This is a genomic window from Stieleria mannarensis (assembly GCF_014154935.1).
Taxonomy (GTDB): domain Bacteria; phylum Planctomycetota; class Planctomycetia; order Pirellulales; family Pirellulaceae; genus Stieleria; species Stieleria mannarensis.
This window is the reverse complement of the sequence record NZ_JACEHH010000040.1, coordinates 1-21,370: the sequence shown is the minus strand read 5'-3', so window position 1 is coordinate 21,370 and position 21,370 is coordinate 1. Positions and strand designations below refer to the sequence as shown.

Below are 21,370 nucleotides of genomic sequence, written 5' to 3'. Positions count from 1 at the left end.
ATTGCGTGCCGACCGGCGACTCTGACTCCGTTTCCTTTCCGCAGACACTTCCCTCCAAAATCTTCCTACCTCCAAAATCTTCTCCCCCCCCTCTTCCACGGACGACGCCCGTTGAATGACCACGCACACCATGACCTTCTCTGCCAAGTTTGTCGGACGGATCGCCGGGCCGATCCTGTTTGCCCTGATCTTGATGTTCGTTCATCCGCCCGGTTTGAGCCCGGAGGCCAACGCGGTGTTGGCGTCGACGGCTTGGATCGCCGTCTGGTGGGTGACCGAAGCGATCCCGATTGCCGCGACGGCGCTGTTGCCGATCGTGCTGTTTTCGTTGACCGGCGCCGTCGACTTGCAAGCGACCACATCCCAGTACGGCCACCGCTACATCTTTCTGTACATCGGGGGGTTTTTGATCGCGATTGCGATCGAAAAATGGGGACTGCACCGGCGGATCGCGCTGAACATCATCAACCTGATCGGCACCAACATCACCCGAATCATTCTCGGGTTCATGGTCGCCACCGCGGGGTTGTCGATGTGGATTTCCAACACCGCGACCGCGGTCATGATGCTGCCGATCGGGATGGCCATCGTGACCCAGTTGCGCGACAATCCGCAAACCGAAGCCGGCGAGAATGAGACGTTTGGCAAGGCGTTGATGCTGGCGATCGCCTACAGCGCATCGATCGGCGGCATCGCCACCCTGATCGGCACGCCGCCCAACCTGGTGCTGGCCGGGGTCGTTCAAGAAGTCTACGGTGTGGAAATCAGCTTCCTGCAGTGGTTCAAGTTTGGACTGCCGATCTCGCTGATTTTGCTGGCCCTGTGTTGGGTTTACCTGACGCGATTCGCGTTTCAGTTTCGACAGAAGAGTTTTCCCGGCGGGCGTCAGGAGATTCAAAAACAACTCCAGGCGTTAAAGGCGTTTTCACTGGAAGAAAAACTGCTGCTCGGCGTGTTCTCGTTGACCGCAGCCGCATGGATCAGCCGATCGTTTCTGCAGCAGCAACTGGGATTGTTCCCGCGACTGGACGACACAATCATCGCCATGACCGGTGGGCTATGCCTGTTTTTGATCCCCAGTGGCAATTTCAACCAGGACGGGAAACGGTTGCCGCTGTTGGTTTGGGAAGACACAAAAAACCTGCCGTGGGGGATCGTGCTGTTATTTGGCGGCGGGATGGCGCTCGCCGAGGGGTTCACGTCCAGCGGGTTGGCGGTTTGGATCGGTTCCCAAACCACGCTGCTGGAGTCGGTGTCGATGTTGCTGCTGGTGTTGATCCTGGTCGCGGCGGTCAACTTCCTGACCGAGATCACGTCGAATCTGGCCACGACCTCGATGCTGTTGCCGATCCTGGCCTCCATGGCCGTTGCGATGAACGTGCACCCGTTCCTGTTGATGGTCGGCGCGACGGTGGCGGCGTCTTGCGCGTTCATGCTGCCGGTCGCGACGCCGCCCAATGCCGTGGTGTTCGGATCGGGGCACTTGAGGATTCCGGATATGGTGCGCGCAGGAATTTGGTTAAACGTGATTTCGATCCTGTTGCTGACCGCGTTTGTTTATTGGGTGCTGCCGATCGTCTGGGGGATCCAGATCAGCGAGTTTCCTGACACGTGGCGTTGAACCATTCTCTCAGTGTGGTCCGCTGGGGAATGTCGTACAGAACCCAAGTGTCGGTATGGTCCCAGCCCGCCAGGGTTTGAAAGGTGAAGTTTCCATCCGGCATGACTTCAGCCAAATAGTCGCGCGTTGCGGCGACGGATTTTTCGTGACTGATGAATTGCGGCCGATCCCCAAGTCGCCTCAATCGATTCGCGGCCGACCGGCGGTCACTGCCGGCATAGGGCCATTGTTTCACCCCGTCGTAGTGGCTGTGGCAGATGAATCCGCGCCAAAGCGCCGCGATTTCATCGTCGTAGAGTCCGATGAAATTGCAGGCGATCGCCCCACGGGAAAAACCGGCGATGAACAGGTTTTCGGGGTCACCGCCGTAACGCTGACAAACCGTCCTTACGGTCTGTTTGCAATACGCCACGGTCGCATCGATATCGCCCCACCAACGCTGCTGATTTCGCTGCTGCTGGGTATTGACGTAGGGCATGCAAACCCAGATCGCCCCCTTGCCCCCGGACAGGCCGTATCCCAAGTTGCTGCCCTCGACCGTGCCGGGGCTGGTTTGGTATTGGTTGCCCGCGTATTCGACGATCACCGGATACTTTTGATCGGGTTGCCAATCGGTCGGAAGGTAAAGCAGGTGATAGACATTGGATCCCTGGTAGGCAGGCAGAACCTGCCGGACGCGTTTGCCCGCCGCAGGTTCTCCGGCGGTCACCGCCGGCGTCCGGAGGTCTTGGACGCGCCCGGGCGTTTGAGCGAAACCGTCCGGTTTGGCAACGAGTAAACTGATTGCCGCAACCAAGGTAAGTTGTGTTAATCCCAATTGCCCGTTTCGATCGATCATCTTTCCGTCTGCAGAAGTGCATGTTGGACACCAGCGCATGCGGATCACTCCGCAGCACGACATAATAACCATCAACCTTCACGACGACCGCACCCGAGAGGCCCCATGAGAATTGCGATCCAGTTGCGCTGGCTGTCAGTGACCTTGATCCTAGTGACCGCAGCCCTGATCGGATCGACCGTCTACATCGGCTATGTGCAGATCGCCCAGATGCAGCAATTCGACTCTCTGCGTCAAATCCTTGTTTCGGACATCCGCAGTTTGGAACAGGAAGTCGACAACATCAAACACAACGTGCGGCTATTGGCGCAGTTGCCTATCGTGCGGACCGTCGCACAGGCCGAGCGTGAACGTGATACGGACGATTTTGTCTTCGCCAAAACGGAGCTGCAACGAGTTTTCACCGAAATCGCATCGTCAAAACCATTCTACAGCCAAGTCCGGCTGATCCGGCTGGACGAGAACGGTCAAGAAATGGTGCGTGTCGAGCAACTCGATGGCGAGACAACGGTCATCCCCGATGATCGACTGCAACAAAAATCCGGCCGAGACTACTTCATCGCGTCCCGGCAGCTGCAGAATCACGAGGTTTACGTTTCCAAAATCAACCTGAACCGAGAAAACGGTCAGATCCAAGTTCCTTACCAGCCGACCGTCCGTTTTGTCGCCGGCGTTTACGATGATCGCGGTCAACAGTGCGGCATTGTCGTCCTGAACGTCCGCTTCGACATGCTCTTTCGTCCGCTGTTGCTGCCGGATTCGGAGAGTTTTCAGTACATCGCCACGAACCAAGAAGGTTACTATCTCTATCACAATGACCCGGAACGCACGTTCGGATTCGAATTGCCGCACGGGCGTACGATCGCCACCGACCACCCATCGCTTGCCGCGTTTTTGGCCGGACCGCTGTCACCCTCGTTGCGCGAGATCGCCGACGGGAAACGACAAATTGTGTTCGGCAAGTCGGACATGTTTTCCTCGCGCCACGAAAATGTGATCGGGATTGGTGTCATCGCGACCAACGTGAATCTGCACGAATCGCAAAACGACATCGTGCGATGGGCCGTGGCCGTGACATTTACCTTGATCCTGTTGGCGATGTTCACCGGCTACCTGGCCAGTTCGGTATTGACCCGTCCGCTTTACGCGATCACTCAGGCGGCAAACCGAATCAAAGAAGGCGGTCCGGTCATTGAATTGCCCAAGGACAGGACCGACGAAATCGGCGTTTTGGCCACGGCCTTTGAGGAGATGGCCGTCACGATCAAGGACAAAGAATCGGAACTGGTGGGCGCCAACCGGCGTCTGCAAATCACCAACAGCGACCTGGAACACTTCACGCACCTGGCGGCACACGATTTACGTGAACCGGCGCGGATGCAGTCCAATTTGATGGGGCTCGTCGCGCACCACTTGCGGGAAATTGAGGATGACGAGTTGCATTTATTGATTGCCGATGCATCACGCTGCTCGGATCAAATGTTGGCGATGGTCCAAGACTTTCGAACGCTGACGCGGGTTTCCGAGGAGCAAGGCGAGCGCCAGCCGATCGACTTTGATCGAATCATCGACACACTGCTTCAAGAGTTTGAAACCACCCTTTTTGCCCGTCAGGTGGTCGTGCAAAAGGACGTCCACCCCCGTGATCTGTTGGGTTACCAATCGTACCTGGAGTTGCTTTATCGCAACTTGGTGTCCAATGCACTGGCCCACGCAAGCGGTGACGATTTCACACTGCACTTCACCGCCGATGAGCCCGGGGACACGTGGATTTTCGGGGTGAAAAACACCGGTTCCTCCATCCCGCAGGACCAGCTCGACGAGGTGTTCAAAATGTACCGCACAATAGGCGGATCAGCCCACTCCGGAACAGGCGTCGGACTCAGCCTGTGCAAACGGATCGTGGACAAGCACTCCGGAGTGATCTACGCGGAATCAGGGGACGATTTCACACACATCAAATTCACCCTTTCGGATCCCAATGGGACCGAGATCACTTGAAGTACGTCACCGGGGAATCACCTTCGATTTCTTGACCGGTCGCCAGCATGTTCAGGATCTGCAGGTAACCTTGAAATCCCTGCGGTTTGACGATGTAGGCATCGGCTCCGGCGTCACGCGCCTTCTGCTCATCGACCGGCGCATCGGAATTTGAAAACATCACGACCATCGGGATTTCCGAGAACGACGGGTTCGCGCGAACGGCTTGAACCACTTCAAATCCGTTCATCACCGGCATCCGAACGTCGATCATCGCAATCGCCGGAACGGGGCGTTTCTCCTGGTCGACTTCGTTCATGAAGCTCAGGAATTCCTCGCCCGTGGTGAACGATTGCAACGCATTGTTCAGCAGGGAGAGCGTCATGAAGCGGGCGAACAATTTGATTTCGAGCTCGTCGTCATCGACCAACACGATGTCGCGGTCGTTCGGCACATGGAGTGTCGACATGCAGATGTCTCGAATGGTTTGCTGTGATACCCGGCGGAAGCGGCTCTCACAATTGCCGCCAACTAGAGTATAGGGCAGCATCAAACAGGTTCCTACCGGACCAAGCCGCGGTAGGGCATCGGACCGACCGAGTCGGATTGATAGCTGGCGGGAAGCTGGTAACTGGTCGGCGCGACCATGCCGCCGCCGGCCGGTGATAACGTGGTCAAATCGATCGACTGACTGGCCCCTTGCGGCATCACAAACAGATTGGGATCACCGCTTAGAATCTGGTTGACCGCGTAAACGCCCACGTCAATCACCATCTCCAACGGTTCTCCCGCGCGCGGCCGCAGCGACAGCTGGACGGTATGCGGCAGCGAACAATTGTGATCGACGTAGAATTGGTGGTTCGAAGCGTGGCTTTCGGCGATCGGCGGGCCGCCGGTGGGCGCGTACAACAGTTGGTCGGTGACATGCCCCGCGGCGGCATCGATGTAACAAACACGCTGAAAGGTTCCGGCGGGCAACGGCAAAGCCGATCGGATTTCCAACTTTCCGTCGGGCCGCATGACCGGACCGGCGACCACTTGATTGGGGTCGATTTGGACCAGACCGAGCGCGTCGCTGACCCAGGTCGGGTCGACCGGCAGCACCGCGCGGTCGAGTTGCCGGCGATATTGGTCATGCCGGGCAAAGTACAACGTGCGGCTCAACCCCTCGGGGACTTCGAACCAAAACAGCGAATTGTTGCTGCCCATGTCCAACCCCGATACCATCACGACGGGCAAACTGGCCTTGAGCCGAAAATCACGCTCTTTGCGCAAATTGATCGTCGCCGACAACTCGGCCAGCGCGGGCATGGTCAGCACATCGACCGATGCGGTGTTGGTGGACAGTTCCCCGATCGAGGACGTGCGATTGACCGCCGCGGCGACCTGCTCCAACGTCGGGTTTTGGGGCAGTACGGGTGGTGGGGGAGGCATTTGGAAAGTCGTGTCGCGTCGCGCGCACGTCGCTCCGCCGGAAACAAAACCGACCCCGAGCACGAGTAGCCAGGTCAGGGCGCGCATCCTTGCGTCAAACCGTACCATCGATCATTCCTGTTGAATTTCACTCGCTTCGCAATATAGCAACTCGCTCAGCGCCTCGCTCAACGATTCCGCTTCGCTCTTGGCGATTTGGCACTCGGCCACGTCGATCGTCGATCCGTCGTCGACGACTTCCAAGTGCATCATCGGGGGGCCGGACGTCGCCGCGTCCGCTTGGTTGGGATTCTTCGCCGCAGCGTGTGGGCTGGCGATGACGCGGACAAATCGTCGACGCAGCAGGATCAGCGCCAGCAGGTAACGTGTTTTCGCCTGCTCGGGCATGTCCTCCATCTGCCGCAACAGCCCGATCAGCACGGCCCGCGGCGCCAGCACCAACTTCTTCTCGCCGGCGACCGGCATCCGGCATTTCCAATGCCCCAGTGTCCCCTCCGGTGGGCCTTCCCACCCGTCGGCACTGTAATCACGGCGCTCGTATTCGTCGTCGTCATTGGTAAGCACGACGCTGTAGTACCACTCGCCTTCTTTCAGCGGTCGCTTTTCGCGGTAGCACTGGCGGCTACATCGGCCAACTTTGATTTCACCCAACATGACATCGGTTGTAGCACAGCGGGGGGAGCGGTCGAAAGATGCGTTTCTGGACCGCACATCCCGCACGTCGCACATCCCGCACATTGCATGCCGCATTTGCCAGATCGCAAGTTAAAATTGGGGTACAAAACCTCAGTCGGCGCGTTCAACGGCTGACGGATCCCCCTTCTCGACACCTTTCGTATTCCGTCCCGCCCTGACAATTCGGGGAGACGGAAAACCAAGCTGTGGCAGAATACCAGGTGTTGTTTTTCATGCGATCGCGAGTCTCGATGTCCCCTGCCGCCCTGTTTTCCACGCTTTTTGGCCGTACGCTCCCCCTGGCCGTTCTGGTTGGGGCTCTGCTGGCCCCCGCCCTGTTGGCCCTGTCCCCGGCCGTCGCGACGGCCCAGAAAAAGCCGCCGGCAAAGAAGAAACCCGCACCGCCAAAAATCCGGCTACCCGAGAGTGTTCGCACCCGTCCGTCGCATCTGATGGACGTCGAACCGGCCTCGCGCGAGCGTCGGACGGAATTGGAACTCGCCGCCTCCCAGCTCGACTCGCTGATCGAAGACAAGCTGACCGAACAGGGGTTGTCGCCGAACCCGCCGGTCGAAGACGAAGTGTTTCTGCGACGGATCTATTTGGACGTCGCCGGACGAATTCCGACGCTGGCCGAAGCCCAAGCCTTTCTGGATTCCAGCGACCCGGACAAACGCATCGAATTGATCGACACGCTGCTCAGCAGTCCCGACTACGTCAGTCACACGTACAACTTCTGGGCCGACACGCTGCGGCTGCGCGAACGCCCCCAGCCGAACATCATCGCCGAACCGTTCTTGGCGTATGTCAAAGATGCGATCCGCACCAACAAGCCGTACGACCAGTGGGTTTATGAAATGCTGACCGCCGACGGCAAGGTGTGGGAGAACCCCGCGGTCGGCTATCAGTTGCGTGACGACGGGATGCCGTTGCCGTACATCGACAACACGGTTCGCGTCTTCTTGGGCACCCAAATCGGCTGTGCCCAATGCCACGACCACCCCTTCGATCAATGGACCCAGTACCAGTTTTACGAATTGGCGGCGTTGACCGCCGGGACTCGAACGCGAATCAAACGCGGCGACCCGGGCTATGAAAAAACGAATCCCGCCAACGCGATGATCAGCGAAGCCCGCAAGCACTACGACAAGGGGCGCGTCCCCGGTGCGTTCCAACGCATGATTCGCGCTAACACGTACAGCGTGTCCGAGGTCAAAGCGACGCTGCGATTGCCACACGACTACGCCTACCTGGACGCCAAACCCAAGTCGGTCGTGGAGCCGGCCGTGCTGTGGGGGGAAATCCCTTCCAAGGCCAAGAACGCCTCGCCACGACACCAATTCGCCGCTTGGGTGACCAGCCCGGACAACCAGCAATTCCAAAACATGATCGTCAATCGGCTGTGGCAACGGTTCATGGGCGTCGGCTTCGTCGAACCGATCGACGATTTTCGCGATGAGCATCCCTGCGTCAACGAACCGGCGATGGAGTACCTGGGCAAGGAACTGGTGCGTTCGGGATTCGACCTCAAGGATTTGGTTCGCATCATTCTGTACTCGCGAACCTACCAACGAGCCGCGTCGGACTATGACGTCACCAGCGGCCAGGCCTTTTACTTTCCCGGTCCGACAATTCGCCGGATGACGGCCGAACAGGTTTGGGATTCGATGCTGACGTTGGCCGTGCGCAATCCGATGCCATTTCAGCGTCCGGGGGCCGAAGAGCTGAAACCGTATGTCGACGTCGACTTTTCCAACTTGACGTTCCAACAAGCCAAGGCCCAGTCGGAACGGTTCGCCAAGACGTATTTTCTTTCCGCCTACAAACGCGAGCTGAACAAGCACGCTTATCAAGGAAACATCCTGTGCCGCGCCAGTGAGTTGCCGTCGCCCCAACGCGCCGATCACTTCTTGCGTCAATTCGGCCAAAGCGATCGAGAAACGATCGACGGTGCGGCCAAGGAAGCCACGGTGCCGCAGATTCTGGCCATGTTCAACGGCCCGATCACCCACGTCATGCTTGAACGCGGATCCGCGATCGTCGACGACGTCCTGGCGATCCGCGACACCCGCGACCGCATCGACGCCATCTTCATGAGCGTGTTGGCACGACGCCCGGCTACCAAAGATCGACTGTTTGTCGCCAAAGAACTCTCGCGCACGCCCAACGACAACGTCGGCTATGGAAACATCATCTGGGCGTTGCTCAACACCCGTGAATTCCTGTTCGTTCAATAACCCGTCCGGAGACTGTGGGATCGGCTTCCAGCCTGTCATCCCGGAATCGACAGGCTGGAAGCCGATCCCACATCCATCGCTCGACGCGACGTCGACCTTCACCTGAATCCTATCCGTTTCGGCCTACTCTCGATCATGCCTGCACCAGAAGTAACCCACCCGTGTCGCCGCGACTTCATGCGCAGCGTCGCCAATCAATGCTTGGGAGTCTCGTTTGCCGGTGCCGTCGGTTCCGGTGCGATGGCGTCCCTCGGTGAAGCCCGGGCGGCCGGCACACCGGCGGGCAAAGCCAAGCACATCATCTATCTGTTCATGGAAGGTGCGATGACGCACCTGGACACCTTTGACCCCAAGACGGGTGTGCCCGAAGCGGGCGAAACCAAACCCATCCAAACCCGCGTTCCCGGCATCTCCTTTGGCGACCGTTTTCCGAAACTCGCCTATCTGGCCGGTGCAATCGCCGTCGTCCGATCGCTGAGCACCGAGACCGGCGCTCACGAAAAAGGCCAGTACTTGATGCGGACGTCCTACAAAAAAATCAATAGTATCCAACACCCCGCGATGGGAGGCTGGATGTTGGCCGAACAGGGTCGACTGAATCGTGAGCTGCCGGGCAACTACGTGATCGGGTCGGCCAATCGGCATCCCGGTTCGGGATTCCTGGAACCGTCGCTGTCACCGGTTCCCGTCGCCAGCCCCAGCGCCGGCATCCAGAACATCAAACTGCCCAAGTACCTGCCGGACGAATTGTTCGCCCGCCGGCTGATGCTGGCCGAACGCTTCGACACCAAGTTCCAAACCTCCCACCGCGGCAACACCAAGATCGAAGCCTACAACCAGCTGTACCATGAAGCCCGCAATTTGATGGGCAGTGACCAATTGAAGGTGTTCGATATCAAGCAAGAACCCCAAGCCGTTCGCGATGCCTATGGCAACAACACGCTGGGCCAGGGTTGCTTGTTGGCGCGGCGTTTGGTTCAAGGCGGCGCCCGCTTTGTCGAAGTCTCCTACGGGGGCTGGGACATGCACCAAGACATCTACACGCGGCTCAATGACCGGGCCGGGCATCTGGATACCGCACTGGGGATCTTGCTCAAGGATCTGCACCGCACCGGATTGCTGGATGAAACCCTGGTCGTGCTGACGACCGAATTCGGCCGCAAACCGTCGATCAATGCCAACGGGGGAAGGGACCACCACCCCGGCGCGTTCTGCTCGCTGTTGATGGGCGCCGGCATCAAGGGCGGCCAAGTGTACGGGGCGAGCGACAAACGAGGGTTCTCGGTCGACAAGGACCATGTGTCGGTCAGTGATTTCAACAAAACCATCGCCGCGGCGGCCGGATTGCCGCTGGAAAAGGAGCAATTTGCCCCCAACGGACGGCCGTTTAAGATCGGCGGCAACGGCGATCCGATTGCGGCGCTGTTGGCGTGACCGAATGTGTCCGTGGCCCCCTGATACTTCTCCAGGCAAGCAGAAACCTGCCCGCAACGGACGAATCGGCCGACCCAAATTGCCGCGTCCGAAGTGATTACCATCCTTCAGGGGGACACGCCATGAAAAACGTACTACGCCGCGCCATGCTGGACTCGGAAACCTTCGTCGTCGAAATGGTCTATTCGGATTCCAAAGGCAACCGCACCCGCCGGATCGTCAGCCCGATTCGTTTTGTCGGCGACGACCGTTTCCTGGCGCTGTGCCTGTGCCGCGAAGAACCGCGTCAGTTCTATCTGTCGCGATGCGAAGCCGTGCGACTGGTCCCGGCGGCGGAAGTCATCATGCCGATGCCGATGCAGAGCATCGAGCCGGCCGTTCCCGCACCGGCGGCGACGATGACCACCGTTGCCTGTCTGGTCTAACGCGCAAATTCCCTGGCAGTGACCAAGCGTCACGTCAAGGGACTTCCCCGCTCAAGTCGGCCGGTTTTCTTTGTCCGATGGCCCTTCCGGGCTGTCGCCCGTGGGGCTCTACACGACGACCTGGAAAGGACGTCGTACACCCCGCCGATCACCGATTGCCCGATCACCGATTGCCCGATCGGTCGGATCAGAACGATTGATCCCTACCGGTCACTTTCCGTCGCTGCGACGGCGGCCCCGAACCGGGAGTCGGCCGCTCCGATAAACACACCTTCGGAGACCAGGATCGTGTTGGCGTCGCCTTGGCTGTTGGTGTCGACGACGGTGTGACCGAGCCGTTGAAGTTGTTTGACCATCTCGGTGTGCTCGGGATCGTCGGCCCCCATAAAGCGAACGCGATCGGGAAACCACTCGTGGTCGGTGCGAGGAGCGTCCACGGCTTGGCGGGCGGTCATGTCGAACTGAAGAACGTTCAGCGTGACGCAGAACACCGTGTTGATGATCGTGCGCCCACCGGGGCTGCCTGTGATCAAGTACGGCTGATCGTCTTTCAGCACAATCGTCGGCGTCATCGAGCTGAGCATGCGTTTTTCGGGACGAACTTCATTGGCCTCCGTCCCGATCGATCCTTGTGAGTTGGTCACGCCCGGTCGACGGTTGAAATCACCCATTTCGTTGTTCAATAAAAATCCAGCGCCGCGGACGACGATGCCGCTGCCATAGCTGGCTTCCAGGGTGTAGGTGTTGGAGACGGCCATCCCGTTGCGGTCGATCACCGAAAAGTGCGTCGTTTGGGGACTTTCCGCCGGTTCGGTGATCGGCGGTCCCAGCAGTGCACTGGGCGTGGCCTGGTCCAGGTCGATGGTGCCGGCCATGTACTTCGCAAAATCACTGCTGGCTAAATGTTTGGGGATGGTGACAAAGTCGGGATCACCCAGGTACATCGCACGGTTGGCATACGCGCGGCGCATCGCTTCGATCATCACGTGGTTGGTCTGGACCGACCATCGCCCCCAGCGACGAAGGTCAAACTGTTCGGCGATGCCGAGCATCTGGGCCAGCGTGATCCCGCCACTGCTGGGCGGAGGGGGCCCGAGGACTTCATAGCCACGAAAGTGACTTCGAATCGGTGCTCGGATTCGCGCGCGGTAGCGAAGCAGGTCCTCGGCCGAAATCAAACCGCCGCCGGCTTGCATCTCGGCGGTGATCAATTCGGCAGTCCGACCGGCATAGAATCCGGCAGGTCCGTTGTCGGCAATCCGCCCGAGTGTCGCGGCCAAATCCGAGAGCACGATGCGGTCGCCCGCGACCCATGTCGTGCCATCGGGCTTGCCGTAGACACGTCGAAATTCGTCGTTGGAGGAGCGGGAAAGTTGACGGTTCAGGTCGCCGGCCAAGCCTTCATGCAGGATGAACCCGTCCCGAGCGAGTGCCACGGCCGGTTCGACCAAGTCGCTCCAAGCAAGTGAACCGTACAACTCGTGGGCCAGCTTCAATCCGCGGACCGTTCCGGGGACGCCGACATACGGGTGGGTCCGCGCGTCGTTGTTGTCGACGAACATCGTCCGCGTGGCCGCCAAGGGGGCTTTTTCGCGATAATCGATCACCACCGCGGGGCTGCCGTCACCGGGGTGAACCAGCATGAACCCGCCGCCACCGATATTGCCGGCCGCCGGATGGGTGACCGCCAGCGCAAACGCGGTGGCGATCGCCGAATCGACCGCCGTGCCGCCCCGGCCAAGAACCTTCGCTCCGACCGCCGCCGCATCGGGCGAGACGGCGACGACCATCCCGTCTCGGCTTTCCGCATCGCGATGGGGCGACTTGTCGCGAGACTGCGCCGCGACGTGCCCGCCGTAGAACGAGCACCACACCAAGACCAACAGAGATCCGAATCGACAGCAGCGTTTCACAATTCACTCCTTCCAAGCACGATATCCGGGGCCGACGTTGGGCCGATCAAAACCGAGTACCGCTAAGTTAACGCCATTTTCCCCGAAGCGGGGCCGCGTGCACAAACCGACAGCTCATGACGTGGTCGATCGCTGGCCCGACATCGACACGCCCACGTGCCACTTTCCGCTTGCAGGAACGATCCGATTCTGTTCTCTGTAAATCAGTGTCGATTCGTTTTCCGATCGGTTCGAAGCAAAGGGCGTGCGGTTGGTCATTCTCACACTCGTTCTGGGGTTGGTCGTCCTGACGATTGGGGCGGAGTTGTTGGTGCGGAGTGCATCCAAGTTGGCGGTCGCGGCGGGGATTTCGCCATTGGTGGTCGGGTTGACGGTGGTCGCGATCGGAACAAGCGCGCCGGAGTTGGTCGTCAGTGTTCAATCGACTTGGCGTGGACAACCCGACGTGGCGATGGGCAACGTCGTGGGCAGCAACATCTTCAACGTGTTGTTGATTCTCGGAATCTCGGCACTGATCATTCCGCTGCGTGTTTCTCAGCAACTGATCCGTTTTGATGTCCCGCTGATGATCGGATTATCGGCCCTGGTTTGGGGCTTTGCCTGGGACGGGCGTCTCGGTCGCATCGACGGAGCGTTGTTGGTGACCGGGCTAGTCGGGTATTTAACGTTGGCGGTGTGGAAGAGTCGAAAAGAGCAAGCTGCGGTCAACGCGGAATATGAAAGCGAATACGGAGCGACGTCAACCATTTCGATCGGCGGGATGGTGCTCAACCTGCTCCTCTTGGTCGTCGGGCTGGCGTTGTTGGTGCTCGGGGCACGTTGGTTTGTCGATGCGGCGATCGTGTTGGCCCGGCAATTGGGGATGTCCGAGCTGGTGATCGGGCTGACGATTGTCGCCGCCGGGACTTCGCTTCCGGAAGTCGCGACGTCGATCCTCGCGGCGATTCGCGGGGAACGTGACATTGCAGTGGGAAACGTGGTCGGCAGCAACCTATTCAACATCATGGGCGTGCTGGGCCTCTCGGGCCTGGTTTCCGCCCAAGGGGTCACCGTCACGGACACCGCGTTGCAGCTGGACATCCCCGTGATGGTCGCCGTCGCTTTCGCCTGCCTACCGATCTTCTTCACCGGTCACCTGATCGCGCGCTGGGAAGGCGTTCTGTTTCTGGCCTACTACGGCGCCTACACGGCGTATTTGGTCACCGCGGCGACCGTGCCGCAGTTCAATCGAACGTATGAATTCGTCATGCTCACCTTCGTGATCCCACCGACCGCCATCACACTCGCCGTCGCCGTCGTCCGCGATGCGCGAAAACCGGCCGCATCACGCACTGATTCGGAAAGCTCCGAGATGTGAATGCTCGATTGCCGATGACACCGATGCCGTTACTTCGCCACCATTTGATCCGCAAAACGAATGCGAATTCATCGTCCCAGACGAATTCGAGTCGCGTCGTCGGGAGATGCTCCGGTGCTACACCGCCCAGCGGTGCCACAACACAGCGCCGGGTCGCGAAGTACACCCCGGGCCGCGCTCCACTACCCCACGACATACCACCAGATCGCCATGAAGTGACACAAGGCGGCCGAAATGACAAACAGGTGCCAGACGACGTGCAAGTACTTGAGCTTGGAATCGTTCAGCAGCACGATCACGCCCAAGGTGTACAGCACGCCGCCGAGTAACATCCCCCAGCCCAGACCAGAGGGGACGTTGGAATACAAGGGAATCGCCGGTAACCAACCCAGCAGCAGATAGCTGACCGTCGCGATGTTGTTGACGCGATGTCTCAGCAACAGCTTGCCCGCGATCCCGGCAAACGCGGCGACCCAGATCGCGGTCAACAACGGCACTCGGACCGTGTCCGGGGCATGGCGATAAATGATCGGCGTGTACGTGCCGGAAATCATCGCATAGATCATCGCCTGGTCCCACGCCCGCAAGGTGTCCAATAACGGTTGTTGCAGAATTGTGTGCGAGAGCGCCGAAAACGAAAACGTCGCAAACACCGATGCGATGTACGCCACACATGCCAACGCCAACCCCGGATGATCGGGCAATGCATCGAGCACCAGCCAACCGCCCAGCACCAGCGATGACAATGCCGCCACGCCGTGCGTGAGCGCATTGGCCCACTCTTCATCCGGCCGGATGGGCGCATCTCCATGGAGTGGGGCGGGGGCGTTCACGACAGGAAGCGGGTAAATTTGTAATGGACGAATTCAACGATCATCATCGCAATTTGGGAGTGCCCGAATGAGACCGGTCTGAAAGTCTCCCGAATGCGACTTCCAGGGAAGTATCGCAGACAATGCCAATTGGAAAAACCTTAGTTCAGAAACGTAGCGTCAACCTAAAAAAGGCTGACGAAGCACTCGCCCCCCTCGACCGATTCGGTACCCGTCCCGCGCATCCGGTCGATCGATGTTAAACTGGGTGCCGATCGCTTTTGCACGCCCCCCACACGCGGAACCTTTATGAAACTTTCTCGACGTGACGTCATGGCGGCTTCGGCCGGACTTTTCTCGTTGGCGGCCTGTCCGGCCGCGTTTGCTTCGTCCGAAGCGAAACGCAAATTCACCATCGATCTCCGCTGGGGCAGCATCGGTGTCAAGGCGAATCAGAATGAAGCGATCGAATTGGCGGCCAGCCACGGGTTCGAGTCGGTCGCCGCATCGCCTCAGGAATTGGCCAAACTGTCCGATGCCCAAAGCCAGGCGTTGGTCGCGAGCCTGAAGGAGAAAGGCCTTGTCTGGGGCTCCTCGGGCCTGCCCGTCGATTTTCGCAAGGACACCGAGACTTTCAAACAGGGGCTGGCCGCGCTACCCTCTCAAGCGGCCGCATTGCGCCGGGCCGGTGTGGACCGAATGGGAACCTGGATCCGGCCCTGTCACGACGAACTGACTTACGTGGCCAACTTCAAGCAACATGCCGATCGGCTGCGGCAATGCGCCAAAATCTTGAAGGACCATGACCTCCGCTTGGGGCTGGAATACGTCGGTACGGCGACCCTGCGCAATTCGAAACGATTCCCGTTCATTCACACGATGCGCGAGACGGCCGAACTGCATTCGGCCATCGGCGTCGACAACATGGGCTTCGTGCTCGATTCCTGGCACTGGTACACAGCCGGCGAAACGGCCGACGACATCCGCTCCCTAAGTGCGAACCAAATCGTCGGGTGCGATTTGAACGACGCCCCCAAGGACGTCCCGGTCGACCAGCAGATCGACAACCGCCGCGAACTCCCCGCGGCGACAGGCGTGATCGACGTGAAGTCCTTCCTGCAGGCACTGATTGATGTCGGCTACGACGGCCCGGTCCGCGCCGAACCGTTCAACCAAGCACTCAACAAGATGGACAACGACGCCGCCTGCCAGGCGACGTCCAAAGCGATCCGAAAAGCAATCACACTGGGCGTGGGTTAGGCTTCCGGCTCGTCAAGTGTCGCCGTGTTCTCCGAAATCGGCGGCCACCCAAGCGAAGCTTTGCCTGCGCCAACCTCGGCGAGGACGGCGACTGTCCGGTCCCACCGAAAACCGCGCCACAAGCATGCACTAACGTTTGATCGCGGTGAGGAAACCGCGGTCGGCGATCGTGTCTTGATAGGGACCGACCTCGAATCCGTGATCCGACAGGATCGCGCCGTATTCGGCCGGCGAATAGCACTTGCCTTGGGTGATGTTGACCAACAGCACCGAGTACTCGGCGACCGCCAACGGGCCCGTTTTGTCGTCGTTTAAAAACGCTTCGTGGATGATCACACGACCGCCGGACGGCAACGCCTGGCACGTCTTTTGAATCAGCGTCCGGATCTCGGGAAAGTCCCAATCGTGCAGCACGTTGGACAGCAACACGCAATCCGCTCCGGACGGCCAAGGATCGGTGAACATGTTGCCTTGGGCGACCGTGATCCGATCTTGCAGCCCGTGTCGCAGCACCTCCTGGCGTGCCAACCGATCGACCGGTGATTGTTCCAGCACGGTCGCCCGCAAGTGATCGTGTTTGGCGACAAGCGTGGACGAGTAGATCGCCGATCCGCCGCCGACATCCAACACATGGTTGCAATCGGCGACGAAGCTGCCCACTTTGTCGGCGAGCACCTGCCCCATGGCGATGCCACGACAGTTCATCAACGCGGTAAAGCCTTTGGCAAACTCCTCGTCCATCATCGACGCGTGCCAGTCGCTGCCGTCTTCGTCGGCCTGCCAATTGGCCGGACGATCGTGCTGTAAGACTTGCAAGCAGCCCTGGGCAATCGGCGAATCGACGATCGGTGCGTAGTAGGGACCGAGAAACCAGGGCGAGGTGTCGACCAGATGTTCGCGTCCCAGGTCCGTCAGACTGTGTCGATCGCCGGCGCTTTCGATCAGCCCGCTGGCCCGACACAGCGTCAGCAACACATCCAAGGGACGCGATGCGAGCGAGAAGTGGTTGGCGATCGCCTCCGTCTCGGCATCGCCCCGCGAGTGGATCCACGTGAACAGATTCAGTTTGCCGATCGCTACGGCAAGCATGTCCGGCGCGTACTGCCGATCGCGAAAACGCAACAGCAGAGCGGGATCGGTCGCGGGGTTGTGTTTCAAGTTGATCGTCATCGCAGTGCTTTGCGCTATGCCTGGTCAAGATTTGAAGGTTCGTGCCGTAGCGGAACGCGCCACGTGTTCCGGTTTGGAACGCAGCACGGTGTTCCGTCTCGTCCTAAGGTCCGGTAACGGGTAGTGGACGACGCGAAAACCAGCTGCGTTGGACTATTCGCTTTCCGTGTCGATCAACGATTCAACGACCGATTCGAGTTGCATCCCGGTGAAATCCAACGCTTCGACCCGCCCCTGTTGGTTGAAGATCGCGACGAACGGTAACGACACCAAACCGAACTTGGACGCGATCGGGTTGCCCTGGTCCGACGTGGCCGACGAAACGCTGCGGTAACTGGGGAATCCCAGATCATTCTTCGCCAGGAACTCTCCCAACGGTGCTTGTTCGCCATCCAGGTTCATCCCCACGATCGCGATTTTGTCTCGGTGCCGGGATTGGATCTCTTTGAGCATCGGAATGATTTGCAGCGAAGGCGGGATCGACACGGCCCAAAACGGCATCAGCACAACCTTGCCCTTGGTCTCGGTCGACGCAATGCTGTTTCCGTCCAGGGTGGGCAGGTGTGCCAGCGCGTCCAGCGAGGTCCCGATGACGTCGCGGCGGGCTTCCATCGCGGCTTTGGCGGTCGCGATTTCGCCGGCGGTCGCCGAGTCGGCGTCCGCGAATTGATCGCTCAGGATGCGAAACGTTTCCTGGACAAACGCGTCACGCCCGGCGGCTTCAAATTGCAGCGCCGACGTGCCCAAAAACTCGACGGTGTTCATGTCGGGGGCGTCACTGGCCAACGTCGTCACGACCTCGGTCCAACGCTCAAGCGCCACGTTCTCGTTTTCCAAAATCTCACCGACCAACCGTGTGGCCGAATCATATTTGGCCGTCCCGGCGGCGTCGGCGGCGACTTGTGCGATCATCTTGTCGGGCGAGTTGCCGTACAGTTCCAAAATCTTTTCCCGCACTTTGGCCGATTGGTCCACCATTCCGTAATCGGCCAACACCTGTCTGGCTTCGGCCATCATCAGCACGGCCGGGATATCCGGGGTGGCACTGGCCGTCATTCCTTGGATCAGCGAAACGATTTCTTGGGCCGCCGATTCGCGACCGGCCCGCAAACCGTCGATGGCGAATCCGATCAACACGATCCGGCTATCACTGGCGATCGTCGTTACAGGCGAAGACAGGTTCTGTTGGGCCAACGCTTCGAGCGCCTTGGCCGACTGGATGTCGCCCATCGCCGACAGATGCGACAGGGCCTGCAGATGACCGCGCAGACCCGCGATGCGCTGCTCATCGCTGGCATCGGGATGCTCCTGGAGCCGAATGGCGGCCTGCAGCTTGCCTTTGACCAACTGCTGCATCATCTCGCTGGCTTGATCGGGGGCTTGCAATTGATTGCGTTGGCGGGCCAGCAATTCCATGTCCCGGTCGGACTCTTCCAGAAACGTCATCAACTCGTCCGCCGTCAAATCCCCGCGCAGTTCACGTTCGGCTGCGACAGCGGTTGCGCCATCGGCTGCGATCATCTCGGGGCCCCCCGCGGGGATGGTGTTCGAATCGGCCAATTCGAAACCGGGCGGAGTGGCCTTGGGGGCGTTTGAGCTGGGGCCTGGACGTTCGGTGGCGGTCGCGATCCGCGGGCCGGCCAAATCCTCACGTTCTGCCATGGCCGGCGGCGGTGTCGTTTGGGCAGCAGCGGAGTCGGCGCCGACGGTGCCTTCGCCGCCGACGGGCACATGTTCACCGGTCCCGCCAACCGGACCGCCATTCTCCGTCCCGTCACCCCCGGCCGGAGGGCTTGACGCCGCGTCGGGATCACTCTGTGAGCAGCCCGAGACGTACAAACAGCTCACAGCGCACAGGAAAAGGGACAAATAGGCAACGGCGGTCAGGTTGCCCCGATGAAAGGAAAGCGGACGAATTCGCATGGCGGTGAAAGGGTTCGGCGACGGGATCAATTTCGAATCGCCAAACTATATCGCAACCGTCGGTTTTCCACTGCGCCTGAATTGAAAACCCTCCTGTCCACGACGGTTTGTCACTACACCGCAGAGCGGTGCCCCCACACAGCCCGGGTCGCGCAGCACACCCCGGGGCGTGATCAAAAGCAGTAATACTCACGTTGTTTCGAGACGTCAAAGCCGCAACCAAAGCACTGAATGGGGCACACTGCAAAGGGGGCTTTAGATCAACGCGCCGTGGACGGAGACAGGGGGGACGGAGACAGGGGGGACGGAAACAGGGGGGACGGAAACACAGAGGCGCAGAGGATGAGGCACTCCATTGCCTCAGTCTGTGTCCTCGACGACTCTGCGGTTCAAAATCGACACCCACCGATGGCAGCGTGCGACGCCACAGATCCCTGGCAGCTCGTCCTCCGTGGGGCAATCTGATCGCGACTTTGGGAGTGCCCCCCGGAAGTCAATTGCCCAAGAACATCACGGTGGTCGACCACGAGACACCAATGATGCGTTCTCTGGTCTCCCTGGAAGCGGTGGTAACCGATGATTGTGTCGGACCGCTGGGCCTTGAGCCTTGCTACGAATCCATCCCCGGTGGCTGACACCACCGGCAGACACTCTACCGACCCTCCGGGCCTAAGACACGTCGGCCGACCAGCGAAATGCGATCCGTCGGTCTTGTTGGATCCGGCAACAAGATACTGTCACCGTTTCAGGCGTCGGTTTGTGTTCCTCAGCCGAGTCGACCGCGCACCAATCGAACGAAGACATCAGGAGCGAATCACAGGAAACAGAGCTGTGATGAAATCCGGTGGGCGCACTTCGCCCGACCCGGAAGTGACAGTCGGCGGCATCAGCGACAATCCTGGTTGAACCCCAGTGAAGTGACAATTGTCGTCCAGTCAGTTCGACGATAGGAAGGTCGTCTCGGCTGGCGAGTCGTAATGGCCCCTTGCGCCAGAGTTCATACAGTTCGTCAGGGATGCATTCGCTAAGGCGGTCACGTAGTGCTGCTTGATCGTCCATCGGCAAACAGTGAATAATTCTATCGGCGAACGGCCGCCGTCACCTGGCGGCGGGAGTAGAGCCACCATTGTCAACAACGTCACCACCGCCGCTCCGGTGCACGGCATGGTTCGCCCTACGTTTGGGTTGACGGCTGGCAAGTGTTACAAACTCCGCGCTTGATTCAGCTTCTTGGCAGCGGAGATCAGCAACAATACGATCAAGATCGTTGTCAAATTTTGCGGCGAGTCTATGCCGAGCGGCACGTATGTCTTCAGTCGGTGTCAAGGGCGTCATCGCTCATCCCCGCTATCTCTTCGGGAGTGCAAATTACAGGAGGCTCATGGCCGGAATCACGGCAAACACTGTTGATGCGGTCGCGAAGCGTCGCGTTTGCAATGTGCTTGAAGTTCCAGGTCACCAAATATTGTATCCCGTGCACGGCAGCAATTCCAATGTGAAGCGCGTCACGCGGTTCTGATTCTGGGATGGCTTTCCCATCCATCAACGCCTCGGCCAAATTACTTGCAGCGTCCGTGATTTGCAGCCGAGGAATCGCAGTCAATTCATCAACACGTTCTGTTGCAGCATCGGGATCGCCAGCGAGACATTCGTCAATCACGAGTTGAGACACGAATAGCCGATATTTGGTTCGTGCGTCCGACCACCAAACACGCGACGTTGTCTGCCGCGCTGCGATCAGCGGATTTGGGTGCATCCGACCAGCGATGCTACCAACGACGGTCGTTTCGATGTACACGGTATCCATTCGAGTATTGTATCATCGGGTAACGGCCTGTGGTCACCGCGTCGGCGCGATCGACCGCAACTCAAAAACAAACTCGACTCGCCGACTGCGGTGCACCACCTGGTTCGCGCAGTCGGCACGACGACGGCCTGAGCCATCGCCGCTGATGGCCAATGTACTCGATTGAATGGGCCGCGGGAGATTTCACTTCTCTGTCACCGCGTTCTTCAATGGACAGACACGATGAAGCCCGGAGGGCTGGCACAGTGCTTGCCGGTGGTGTCAACCACCGGGATCCAGTGTAATCGACCACCAAGGCCTGAAGGGCCGGCACAATCATTCTCTTGGCGGTCACCGGAGCGATCGAAGCACGGGTTATTGTGTCGGCCCGCTGGGCCTTGAGCATTGCAAGGAATCCATCCCGGGTGGCTGACACCACCGGCAGACACTCTGCCGGCCCTCCGGGCCTCAGACACATCGTTCCGCCAGCCGGTCCGTTGGATTC

17 protein-coding genes are annotated in these 21,370 nt (G+C 59.6%); 8 read left to right on the top strand and 9 right to left on the bottom strand.

The genetic code is table 11. The annotated features are described in order from the left end of the window. Nucleotides 1–115 precede the first annotated feature (115 nt). Nucleotides 116–1,621 carry an SLC13 family permease gene (locus H1B37_RS23525; protein WP_220498339.1) on the top strand — a complete coding sequence of 502 codons (1,506 nt, stop codon included), beginning with the start codon at nt 116–118 and terminating at the stop codon, nt 1,619–1,621. On the opposite strand, the gene H1B37_RS23520 is transcribed toward H1B37_RS23525, so the two are convergent. Further along, nucleotides 1,593–2,459 (bottom strand): alpha/beta hydrolase family protein, encoded by an 867-nt coding sequence (locus tag H1B37_RS23520; RefSeq protein ID WP_182869412.1) that lies wholly within the window; start codon nt 2,457–2,459, stop codon nt 1,593–1,595. The two genes, H1B37_RS23525 and H1B37_RS23520, sit on opposite strands and share 29 nt — an antisense overlap. A 105-nt stretch (nt 2,460–2,564) precedes the next feature. On the opposite strand from H1B37_RS23520, the gene H1B37_RS23515 reads away from it, so the two are divergent. Next, nucleotides 2,565–4,460, top strand: coding sequence for a sensor histidine kinase (locus H1B37_RS23515; RefSeq protein WP_182869410.1), 1,896 nt, complete (start codon nt 2,565–2,567; stop codon nt 4,458–4,460). On the opposite strand, the gene H1B37_RS23510 is transcribed toward H1B37_RS23515, so the two are convergent. The 3 genes from H1B37_RS23510 to H1B37_RS23500 form a co-directional block, all read right to left on the bottom strand. Continuing rightward, complete coding sequence (locus tag H1B37_RS23510; RefSeq protein ID WP_182869407.1) at nt 4,453–4,908, bottom strand: response regulator; 456 nt, start codon at nt 4,906–4,908, stop codon at nt 4,453–4,455. The two genes, H1B37_RS23515 and H1B37_RS23510, sit on opposite strands and share 8 nt — an antisense overlap. A 92-nt stretch (nt 4,909–5,000) precedes the next feature. Next, nucleotides 5,001–5,873 carry a hypothetical protein gene (locus tag H1B37_RS23505; protein ID WP_182869405.1) on the bottom strand — a complete coding sequence of 291 codons (873 nt, stop codon included), beginning with the start codon at nt 5,871–5,873 and terminating at the stop codon, nt 5,001–5,003. A 111-nt stretch (nt 5,874–5,984) separates the two neighbouring features. Then, complete coding sequence (locus H1B37_RS23500) at nt 5,985–6,527, bottom strand: hypothetical protein (protein WP_182869402.1); 543 nt, start codon at nt 6,525–6,527, stop codon at nt 5,985–5,987. Between the two features lie 272 nt (nt 6,528–6,799). On the opposite strand from H1B37_RS23500, the gene H1B37_RS23495 reads away from it, so the two are divergent. The 3 genes from H1B37_RS23495 (at nt 6,800) to H1B37_RS23485 (ending at nt 10,644) form a co-directional block, all read left to right on the top strand. Next, nucleotides 6,800–8,785: a DUF1549 and DUF1553 domain-containing protein gene (locus tag H1B37_RS23495; RefSeq protein ID WP_182869400.1), complete on the top strand. Its 1,986-nt coding sequence runs from the start codon at nt 6,800–6,802 to the stop codon at nt 8,783–8,785. Nucleotides 8,786–8,920: 135 nt separating this feature from the next. Beyond that, the gene (locus tag H1B37_RS23490) at nt 8,921–10,219 is read left to right on the top strand and encodes a DUF1501 domain-containing protein (protein ID WP_182869397.1); all 1,299 of its coding nucleotides are present in this window, start codon (nt 8,921–8,923) and stop codon (nt 10,217–10,219) included. A 122-nt stretch (nt 10,220–10,341) separates the two neighbouring features. Then, nucleotides 10,342–10,644 carry a WYL domain-containing protein gene (locus H1B37_RS23485; RefSeq protein ID WP_286178082.1) on the top strand — a complete coding sequence of 101 codons (303 nt, stop codon included), beginning with the start codon at nt 10,342–10,344 and terminating at the stop codon, nt 10,642–10,644. Nucleotides 10,645–10,847: 203 nt separating this feature from the next. Here H1B37_RS23485 and ggt read toward each other — a convergent pair whose 3' ends face one another. Then, nucleotides 10,848–12,557 (bottom strand): gamma-glutamyltransferase, encoded by a 1,710-nt coding sequence (gene ggt / locus H1B37_RS23480; RefSeq protein WP_220498338.1) that lies wholly within the window; start codon nt 12,555–12,557, stop codon nt 10,848–10,850. Between the two features lie 244 nt (nt 12,558–12,801). Here ggt and H1B37_RS23475 point away from each other — a divergent pair, with 244 nt between their 5' ends. Beyond that, nucleotides 12,802–13,914 carry a calcium/sodium antiporter gene (locus tag H1B37_RS23475; protein ID WP_182869395.1) on the top strand — a complete coding sequence of 371 codons (1,113 nt, stop codon included), beginning with the start codon at nt 12,802–12,804 and terminating at the stop codon, nt 13,912–13,914. A gap of 182 nt (nt 13,915–14,096) precedes the next feature. Here H1B37_RS23475 and trhA read toward each other — a convergent pair whose 3' ends face one another. After that, entirely contained in the window at nt 14,097–14,747 is a 651-nt protein-coding gene (gene trhA / locus H1B37_RS23470) for a PAQR family membrane homeostasis protein TrhA (protein WP_182869393.1), read from the bottom strand. A 288-nt stretch (nt 14,748–15,035) separates the two neighbouring features. Here trhA and H1B37_RS23465 point away from each other — a divergent pair, with 288 nt between their 5' ends. Beyond that, complete coding sequence (locus H1B37_RS23465; RefSeq protein ID WP_182869391.1) at nt 15,036–15,986, top strand: sugar phosphate isomerase/epimerase family protein; 951 nt, start codon at nt 15,036–15,038, stop codon at nt 15,984–15,986. A 129-nt stretch (nt 15,987–16,115) separates the two neighbouring features. On the opposite strand, the gene H1B37_RS23460 is transcribed toward H1B37_RS23465, so the two are convergent. After that, nucleotides 16,116–17,156, bottom strand: coding sequence for a methyltransferase (locus H1B37_RS23460; RefSeq protein WP_182869389.1), 1,041 nt, complete (start codon nt 17,154–17,156; stop codon nt 16,116–16,118). Nucleotides 17,157–17,309: 153 nt separating this feature from the next. Next, complete coding sequence (locus H1B37_RS23455) at nt 17,310–19,079, bottom strand: TlpA family protein disulfide reductase (RefSeq protein WP_182869387.1); 1,770 nt, start codon at nt 19,077–19,079, stop codon at nt 17,310–17,312. Between the two features lie 497 nt (nt 19,080–19,576). On the opposite strand from H1B37_RS23455, the gene H1B37_RS23450 reads away from it, so the two are divergent. After that, on the top strand, nt 19,577–19,714 hold the full coding sequence (locus tag H1B37_RS23450) for a hypothetical protein (RefSeq protein WP_182869385.1): 138 nt from the start codon (nt 19,577–19,579) through the stop codon (nt 19,712–19,714). Nucleotides 19,715–20,391: 677 nt separating this feature from the next. Here the strand turns inward: H1B37_RS23450 and H1B37_RS23445 are convergent. After that, nucleotides 20,392–20,886, bottom strand: coding sequence for a type II toxin-antitoxin system VapC family toxin (locus H1B37_RS23445; RefSeq protein ID WP_182869383.1), 495 nt, complete (start codon nt 20,884–20,886; stop codon nt 20,392–20,394). Between the last annotated feature and the right edge of the window lie 484 nt (nt 20,887–21,370).